The sequence below is a fragment of the Solihabitans fulvus genome, assembly GCF_008386585.1.
GTDB lineage: Bacteria > Actinomycetota > Actinomycetes > Mycobacteriales > Pseudonocardiaceae > Solihabitans > Solihabitans fulvus.
The window spans coordinates 1-455 of the sequence record NZ_VUOB01000292.1; the positions used below are offsets into that span (position 1 = coordinate 1).

Annotated in this window: 1 protein-coding gene; it reads right to left on the bottom strand. The window is 57.8% G+C overall.

Going from position 1 to position 455, the window contains the following annotated elements; translation table 11 throughout:
- Positions 1-58: 58 nt before the first annotated feature.
- On the bottom strand, positions 59-455 hold a 397-nt coding region (locus F0L68_RS45880), incomplete at its 5' end, for an EF-hand domain-containing protein (RefSeq protein WP_149855413.1).

Genomic DNA, 455 nt, shown 5'->3' on the forward strand with positions numbered 1-455 from the left:
GTGGCCGGGCGTGATGACTGCGGCTGGCGTCTTAGACCTTATAGTAGAGATGGAATCATTACGCGGCTTCACCGCCTTCCTCCTCCTCAGCGCTGGCGGTCAGCATGGCGATCAGCTTGGTGGTGTCGATGTAACCCTTGTCGTCAATGTCCATCTGGTCGTAAGCCTCGTCGACTTCGTCGGCGGAGAACTTGTCGCCCCAGGTCATGAGGGCGTGCCTGAGCCTTTCAGAATCGATCTTTCCCTCTTCATCGAAGGTCTTGAAGGCGTTGATAACGACGTCATCTTCGTCAGAGCCGCCGGACATGCGGTTGGCGAACAGAGTCAAGAGCTGAGTGAAGTTGATGGGGCCAGAAGCCTCACCGACCATCTCATCGAGCTCCTTCTCGGACGCGAGCCTGCCCAGGGAGTCGAAGGTGGCGCGCAAGTCGTTCTTGCCGATGATGCCATCCTTG